Origin of the sequence: Streptomyces sp. SID3212, assembly GCF_009865405.1 — a bacterium.
Classification (GTDB): domain Bacteria; phylum Actinomycetota; class Actinomycetes; order Streptomycetales; family Streptomycetaceae; genus Streptomyces.
Genome location: NZ_WWJY01000007.1, coordinates 1 through 7126 on the forward strand (window position 1 = coordinate 1; position 7126 = coordinate 7126).

A 7126-nucleotide genomic window follows, 5' to 3' on the forward strand; every position below is an offset into this window, starting at 1 on the left:
GGGAGGGCAGAGGGGCGCGCTCGCCCCGGCCGAGGGCGTCGAGATGCTCCCGGATGGCCTTCAGCGGGAGGTAGTGGTCCCGCTGCATCCGCAGCACCTGGGTCAGCCGCTCCACGTCCTGGGGCCCGAACTTCCGGTACCCCGACGAGGTGCGGCGCGGCTCGACCAGGCCCTCCGCCTCCAGGAAGCGGATCTTGGACATGGTGACCTCGGGGAACTCGACCCGCAGCCGTCCGAGCACCGCACCGATGCTCAGCAGAGTGTCGCCCGAGGGGGCGGTGCCGTGACCGGCACCGCCCGTGGGTGTTCGCAGCATGGACCTTTCCTGAAAGTCACACGCCCCGCTGGCTCGCGTAGAAGACCAGCCGGTACTTGCCGATCTGAACCTCGTCGCCGTTCGACAGCAGGACCGAGTCGATCCGCTCACGATTGACGTACGTGCCGTTCAGGCTGCCCACGTCCGAGACGGTGAAGCGGCCGTCGGCACCCCTGCGGAAGTCCACATGGCGGCGGGAGACGGTCACGTCGTCGAGGAAGATGTCGCTCTGCGGGTGACGGCCGGCCGTCGTCAGCTCGCTGTCCAGGAGGAAGCGGCTGCCCGAGTTGGGACCCCGGCGCACCACGAGGAGCGCCGAACCCAGCGGGAGGGCGTCCACGGCGGCCTGGGCCTCCGGGGAGAGGGACGGCACGGCCGTCTGGCCCGTGACCTCCGAGTCGTACGCCTCTAGGCCGGAGATGGAGATGGTGGAGGTCGTCTCCGAAGCGCGCTCGGCGGGCACCCCGGCCCGCAGCGGCGCTCCGCAGTTGGAGCAGAACCGACTGGCCTCCGCGTTGCGGTGGCCACACCTCGTACAGACCGGCAAGGCAGACCCTCCACCCGTACTCGAGGCTGATGGTTCACCGAAACCTATGCGGCCCTGACCGGCGGGGTCAACAGACGACGCGCCACCGGCGGCGCCGTCACCCACCTGGTCACGGAAGAGCGGGCGGTCGCCGCTCGGCTCCTCGCTCCCGCCGTGCCGCGCCGCACGGTGGCGGGAACCCCCGCCGTCCTCGCGTGCGCTCTTGCCGAACAACTTCTGAAACAACTTCACGGGCGATTCCCCTTGACCGATACAGACCCGCCCGTGGGGCAGGACGAACCCTGAATGAACACACCTGCCGACCCGGACATCTTGACAACGTCCGTATCCACCGGACAGTTTCCACCACTCACCACACTGTTCGTGCGCCGACCCCCCGCAACCTCGTGCCCGCGGCCCGTGACCGCCGTGCGCCCCCGCCTCACTGGGCCGACGACTGAGCGTAGTCAGGGCGCCGCGCCGGTCGCAAGGCATTGACAATGATCTTCTCAGCCCGGGTCACCGTGGCCGTGGCCTGCTCCTTCTCCAGCGTCTGCACCACCCCGCCCGGGATGTTGAGGGCGGGCTCCAGGTCCTGCGGCTTGCCGATGACCTTGAAACGGTACGGCGCGGTGACCCGCTTCCCGTCCACCTGGATGTCACCTCCCGTACCCGAGAAGTAGGTGTTCGCAACCACCCGGACGTCATTGATCTGGATCGCCTCCGCGCCGGCGGCCCGCAGCTCCTGGATCGTGTCGAGCAGCATGTCGGGCTCCACGGTGTCGCTGCCGTCGGCGACGGTCAGCGTGATCCCGGGCCCCTCGGCGGCGACGGTACCGGCCAGGACGCCGAGCTGCTGCTCCTTCTCCCGCGTCTGCTTGCGGGCCTCCTCGGCCTGGTCCGAGCTGGTCTCCAGCTCGGTGCGCTGGTCGTCGAGGCTCTGCTTCTCGTCCTCCAGCCGCTGGGTGCGGTCGTCCAGCTCGTCGAGGATCCGTACCAGGTCCTCCTGGCGGGCCCCGCGCAGCGCGCTGTCGTCGTTGTTCGACCGCACCTGGATGGCGAGTCCCAGACCGAGCCCGAACAGCAGCACGGCGACGATGAGTTGGGCCCTGGTCACCCGGGGCGGCCACAGCCCCGCCGCGAGCCGCTGGCGGCCGGTGAGCCTCCGGGGCTCCCTGTCCGTCCCTCCCTGGTCGCTCATCGGCGTCACGCCCGGAAGACGTGCCGGCGGATCGCGGCGGCGTTGGAGAAGATCCGGATACCGAAGACCACGACCACACCGGTCGACAACTGGGCTCCCACACCGAGCTTGTCGCCGAGGAACACGATCAACGCGGCCACCACGACGTTCGACAGGAAGGAGACGACGAAGACCTTGTCCACGAAGATCCCGTCCAGCATGGCCCGCAGGCCGCCGAAGACCGCGTCCAGGGCCGCCACGACGGCGATCGGCAGATAGGGCTCGACCACCGCCGGCACTTCGGGCCGGACCAACAGTCCGACCACGACTCCCACGACGAGGCCCAGTACGGCGATCACGATGTGCCCTTCCCTGTGTCGGCCGCGTCCTGCCCGTTGCCCTTCCCGGGGGCGGCGGCCTTCGGCTTTGCTGTACGTACGATCAGGCTCGGCGCGGCGGGGAGACGCACCTCGCTCCGGACCGAGATGCTCGTCCTGATGTCGAAGTTCTCCTGGAGCGCGTGCAGATACTGCCCGTCGGCGCTGTCCTGGAAGGCGGTGCTCAACTTCTTCCCGTCGCCCACCGCGAGGACGGTGTACGGGGGCACCAGCGGCCTGTTGTCGACCAGTATGGCGTCACCCGCGGCCCTGATCGCCGAAAGGGACGTCAGGCGCTGGTCGTTGATGGCGATGGCCTCCGCGCCGGACTCCCAGAGGCCGTTGACGACCCGCTGCATGTCCCGGTCCCGCACCCGGCCCGTGTCGGCGAAACTGGCGCTCTCCCGGGGCCCGCCGCCCCCGCCCTGCTCGCTGTCCTTCGCGTCGTCCACGACCAGCCTCAGGCCCTGCCCTCGGACGGCCGTCGCGCCGGACAGCAGGTCGACCAGCTCGGCGTGGGCACCGCTCGGCCGGCGCAGCGCGGCACGCTGCCGGTCGCCCACCTCGTCACGGAGCTTCTCGACGTCACGCTCCAGCGCGTCCGCCGCCGAAGTCTCGTCGTGGATACGGTCGATGAGCTCTTCGCGTTCCTTGGCCACCACCGGGGCGGAGATCCGCGCCTGGGCCGCGCCCACGGTTACCACCAGCGCGGCCAGCACCAGGCCCGCCGCGAGCCACAGTCTGGCCTTGAGCGTACGGGGGAGTTCACCGCCCGCGGCGTCCCTGCGGGCCGCCGCCTCCGCGTACCCCTCGTCGAGGCCGTGGTCCATCACGTTGTTCAGCAGCGACATGGACGCATCGGGACGCGCGCGTGGCGTGCCGGTGCTCCGAACGGGGGACTGCTGCGACATGCCGCACATCGTCGCACGTCGCCGGTACTGCTGAAGAACCGGCCGGGCGGACCGTGAACGGCCCGCCCGGCGGTAACACTGATCAGTGAAGTGGAACAGTGCGGTTGACGGGTGCTAGTGACCCGCGCCGTCGACCACCGACGACCACTCGTCGAGCAGGGCCTGGGCCGACGCGTCGTCGGGTCCCTCCGCCCACAGATGGGTCACGGCCTCGGACGGGTCGGGCAGGACCATCACCCAGCGCCCGTCGGTCTCCACGACCCGGACCCCGTCCGTCGTGTCCACCTGCCGGTCTCCGGCCGCCTCCACGACGCTGCGCATCACCAGTCCCTTGACGGCCCAGGGGGTCGCCAGATCGCGGCGCAGCACATGGGCTCGCGGTATGCGGGCGTCGATCTGGCTCAGCGTCAGCTGCGTACGCGCCACCAGGCCGATGAGGCGCACGAACGCCGCCGTACCGTCCAGGACACTGCTGAACTCCGGCACGATGAAGGCACCTCGCCCGTCACCGCCGAAGATCGTGGTCTCCTCCCGGCCGACCCGTGTCAGGTCGTCCGGCGACGTGGTCGTCCACTCCACCTGCGTGCCGTGGTACGCCGCGACCTGCTCGGCGATCCTGGTGGTCGTCACCGGCAACGCCACCCGGCCACTGCGGCGCTCCGCGGCGACCAGGTCGAGCAGCACCAGCAGGGCCCGGTCGTCCTCGATGATCCGGCCCCGCTCGTCGACCAGCGACAGCCGCTCGCCGACCGGGTCGAACCGCACGCCGAACGCGGCCCGCGCGGACGCCACGATCTCGCCGAGCCTGACCAGCCCGGAACGGCGGGATTCGGCCGTCTCCGTCGGCCGCGACTCGTCGAGCCCCGGGTTGATGGTCAGCGCGTCGACACCGAGCCGTCCGAGCAGGCTGGGCAGCACGAGGCCGGCGCTTCCGTTGGACGCGTCGACCACGACCTTGAGCCCGGCCTCCGCGATGCCCGTCGTGTCGACGTTGCGGAGGAGGGACCCCGTGTACGAGTCGAAGACGCTGGCCGGGAAGTGCAGGTCCCCGATCTCTCCCGGGAACGCGCGGCGGTACTCCTGCCGGGCGTAGATGCGGTCCAGCTTCCGCTGGCCGGCCTGGGAGAGGTCGGCGCCCCGCTCGTCGAAGAACATGATGTCCACGGAGTCGGGGACCCCCGGGGACGTACGGATCATGATGCCGCCCGCGCTGCCCCTGGCGGTCTGCTGCCGGGCGACGGGCAGCGGTACGTTCTCCAGGTCCCGTACGTCGATGGCGCTGGACTGGAGCGACGAGATCACGGCCCGCTTGAGCGCGCGGGCACCACGTGAGTGGTCGCGGGCCGTGGTGACGGTGGACCCCTTCTTCAGGGTCGTCGCGTACGCCCCCGCCAGCCGTACGGCCAGCTCCGGCGTGATCTCGACGTTCAGGATCCCGGAGACACCGCGGGCGCCGAAGAGATTCGCCTGTCCTCGGGACTCCCAGATCACCGACGTGTTGACAAACGCGCCGGCCTCGATGGTCTTGAACGGGTAGACCCGTACGTTGCCCTGGATGATCGATTCTTCGCCGACGAGGCATTCGTCGCCGATGACCGCGCCGTCCTCGATCCGGGCGGCCCGCATGATGTCCGTGTTCTTGCCGACCACACAGCCGCGGAGATTGCTGTGCTGGCCGATGTAGACGTTGTCGTGGACGACGGCTCTGTGGAGGAACGCGCCGGTCTTCACGACCACGTTGGACCCGAGGACGGTGTGCTCGCGCAACTCGACATCGGCTTCGACCTTGGCGTAGTCACCGATGTACAGCGGCCCCCGCAGCACGGCGTCGGGGTGCACCTCGGCGCCCTCGGCCACCCATACGCCGGGGGAGATCTCGAAGCCGTCGATGTCGACGTCGACCTTGCCTTCGAGGACGTCGGCCTGGGCCTTCACATAGCTTTCGTGCGTGCCGACGTCTTCCCAGTAGCCCTCGGCGATATAGCCGTAGATGGGCTTGCCTTCCTTCATGAGCTGAGGGAAGACGTCCCCGGACCAGTCGACCGAGACATCGGCCTCGACATAGTTGAAGACCTCGGGCTCCATCACGTAGATGCCCGTGTTCACGGTGTCGGAGAACACCTGTCCCCAGGTGGGCTTCTCCAGGAACCGCTCGACCTTTCCTTCCTCGTCCACGATCGTGATACCGAATTCCAGAGGATTCGGCACACGGGTCAGGCACACCGTCACCAGTGCGCCCTTTTCCTTGTGGAAAGCGATGAGGTCGGTCAGGTCGAAGTCGGTGAGGGCGTCACCGGAAATGACGAGGAAGGCGTCGTCCTTGAGTGCCTCTTCGGCATTCTTGACGCTTCCCGCCGTTCCCAGTGGCTTCTCCTCGTTGGCGTAGGTGAGTTCCATGCCGAGCTCTTCGCCGTCGCCGAAATAGTTCTTGACGAGAGAGGCGAGAAACTGCACGGTCACGACGGTCTCGCTGAGCCCATGGCGCTTGAGCAGGCGAAGCACGTGCTCCATGATCGGCCGGTTCACCACCGGCAGGAGCGGCTTGGGCATGCTTGAGGTCATGGGGCGAAGTCGAGTTCCTTCGCCACCGGCCATCACGACGGCCTTCATGTCGGAAGCGTCCTCCTTGAAGAGACGATCTCGCCGACCGAACCCGTCCGGACAGGCCTCTAGGCGTGTGAGCCGCAGGCCGGGCGACTCTGCGCGGCACGGCGTCGACGAGCTCAATCGGCCACTGTGTCCGCCCGGACGAGCCGGCGGACCTGGACCACATACAGGATCCCTGCCCACCAATACAGAGTTGTACCCCATCCGGCGAACGCCCATCCGAAAACTTCGGCGAGCGAGGCAAGCCAACCGCTCCGGTCGCTCAGCAGCAGGAGCGGGAAGGCGTACATCAAGTTGAAGGTAGCCGCCTTCCCGAGAAAGTTCACCTGGGGAGGCGGATAGCCGTGCCTCCTGAGGATTCCCACCATCACCAGAAGCATCAGCTCACGGGCCAAAAGGGCCGCTGTCAGCCAGAGCGGCAGGATCTCGCGCCAGGTGAGGCCAACCAGGGTGGAAAGGATGTAGAGCCGGTCCGCGGCGGGGTCCAGGAGCCGTCCCAGGCTGCTGATCTGGTTCCACCGGCGGGCCAGCTTGCCGTCGAGATAGTCACTGACGCCGCTGAGGGCCAGCACCAGCAGGGCCCAGCCGTCGCTGTTCGGTCCGCCGAACTCGGGGCGGAGAATCAGCCACAGGAAGACCGGCACACCGACAAGGCGGGCCATGCTGAGGATGTTGGGGATGGTGAGCACCCGGTCCGTCTGAACGCGGGTCTCCTGGACCTCCACCCGGGGGCCTCCTGTGTGGAATGTGCCAATGATGCCTCCTGGACCCTACCCTCAGCCCGGGCCGGCGGACGCCAGGGGGGGTCCCGCACATTGATCCGGAACGCAGGAATGCCCTGTACCAGAAGGTACAGGGCATTCCCGTAATCAAAGATTGTTCGGCGGCGTCCTACTCTCCCACAGGGTCCCCCCTGCAGTACCATCGGCGCTACGAGGCTTAGCTTCCGGGTTCGGAATGTAACCGGGCGTTTCCCTCACGCTGTGACCACCGAAACCCTATCGGGCTCTAGCGAACAAGCACACTCTTCAATTGAGTAAAAGACGCTAGTTCAACCGGTGCGACAGTTCGCAACCCGGGAACTACACAGTGGACGCGAGCAACTGAGGACAAGCCCTCGGCCTATTAGTACCAGTCAGCTTCAACCGTTACCGGTCTTCCACATCTGGCCTATCAACCCAGTCGTCTACTGGGAGCCTTAACCCCTCA

Annotated in this window: 7 protein-coding genes and 2 rRNA genes; all 9 read right to left on the minus strand. The window is 68.0% G+C overall.

Annotated features, from left to right (window positions below; all coding sequences use genetic code 11):
- The coding region (locus GT042_RS00625) for a MerR family transcriptional regulator (RefSeq protein ID WP_161306729.1) at positions 1–316 on the minus strand (316 nt) is incomplete at its 3' end.
- Positions 317–332: 16 nt separating this feature from the next.
- On the minus strand, positions 333–1094 hold the full coding sequence (locus GT042_RS00630) for an FHA domain-containing protein (protein WP_345943626.1): 762 nt from the start codon (positions 1092–1094) through the stop codon (positions 333–335).
- A 190-nt stretch (positions 1095–1284) separates the two neighbouring features.
- A complete protein-coding gene (locus GT042_RS00635; RefSeq protein WP_161306731.1) occupies positions 1285–2043 on the minus strand; it encodes a DUF881 domain-containing protein in 759 nt (252 codons plus the stop codon).
- 5 nt (positions 2044–2048) lie between these two features.
- Positions 2049–2381: a small basic family protein gene (locus tag GT042_RS00640; RefSeq protein WP_023543062.1), complete on the minus strand. Its 333-nt coding sequence runs from the start codon at positions 2379–2381 to the stop codon at positions 2049–2051.
- On the minus strand, positions 2378–3310 hold the full coding sequence (locus tag GT042_RS00645) for a DUF881 domain-containing protein (RefSeq protein WP_161306732.1): 933 nt from the start codon (positions 3308–3310) through the stop codon (positions 2378–2380). The genes GT042_RS00640 and GT042_RS00645 overlap by 4 nt, the downstream gene beginning before the upstream one ends.
- A gap of 114 nt (positions 3311–3424) precedes the next feature.
- Positions 3425–5920 (minus strand): mannose-1-phosphate guanyltransferase, encoded by a 2496-nt coding sequence (locus tag GT042_RS00650; RefSeq protein ID WP_161306733.1) that lies wholly within the window; start codon positions 5918–5920, stop codon positions 3425–3427.
- A 113-nt stretch (positions 5921–6033) separates the two neighbouring features.
- Positions 6034–6642, minus strand: coding sequence for a CDP-alcohol phosphatidyltransferase family protein (locus GT042_RS00655; RefSeq protein WP_161306734.1), 609 nt, complete (start codon positions 6640–6642; stop codon positions 6034–6036).
- Positions 6643–6795: 153 nt separating this feature from the next.
- Positions 6796–6912, minus strand: a 5S ribosomal RNA gene (gene rrf / locus GT042_RS00660).
- Between the two features lie 110 nt (positions 6913–7022).
- Positions 7023–7126, minus strand: a 23S ribosomal RNA gene (locus tag GT042_RS00665); the annotation flags it as partial.

Bases quoted from the DNA above. Each gene is read 5' to 3' on its own strand.
- GT042_RS00635 (WP_161306731.1), bottom strand. From the start codon at position 2,043: ATGAGCGACCAGGGAGGGACGGACAGGGAGCCCCGGAGGCTCACCGGC.
- GT042_RS00650 (WP_161306733.1), bottom strand. From the start codon at position 5,920: ATGAAGGCCGTCGTGATGGCCGGTGGCGAAGGAACTCGACTTCGCCCC.
- GT042_RS00645 (WP_161306732.1), bottom strand. From the start codon at position 3,310: ATGTCGCAGCAGTCCCCCGTTCGGAGCACCGGCACGCCACGCGCGCGT.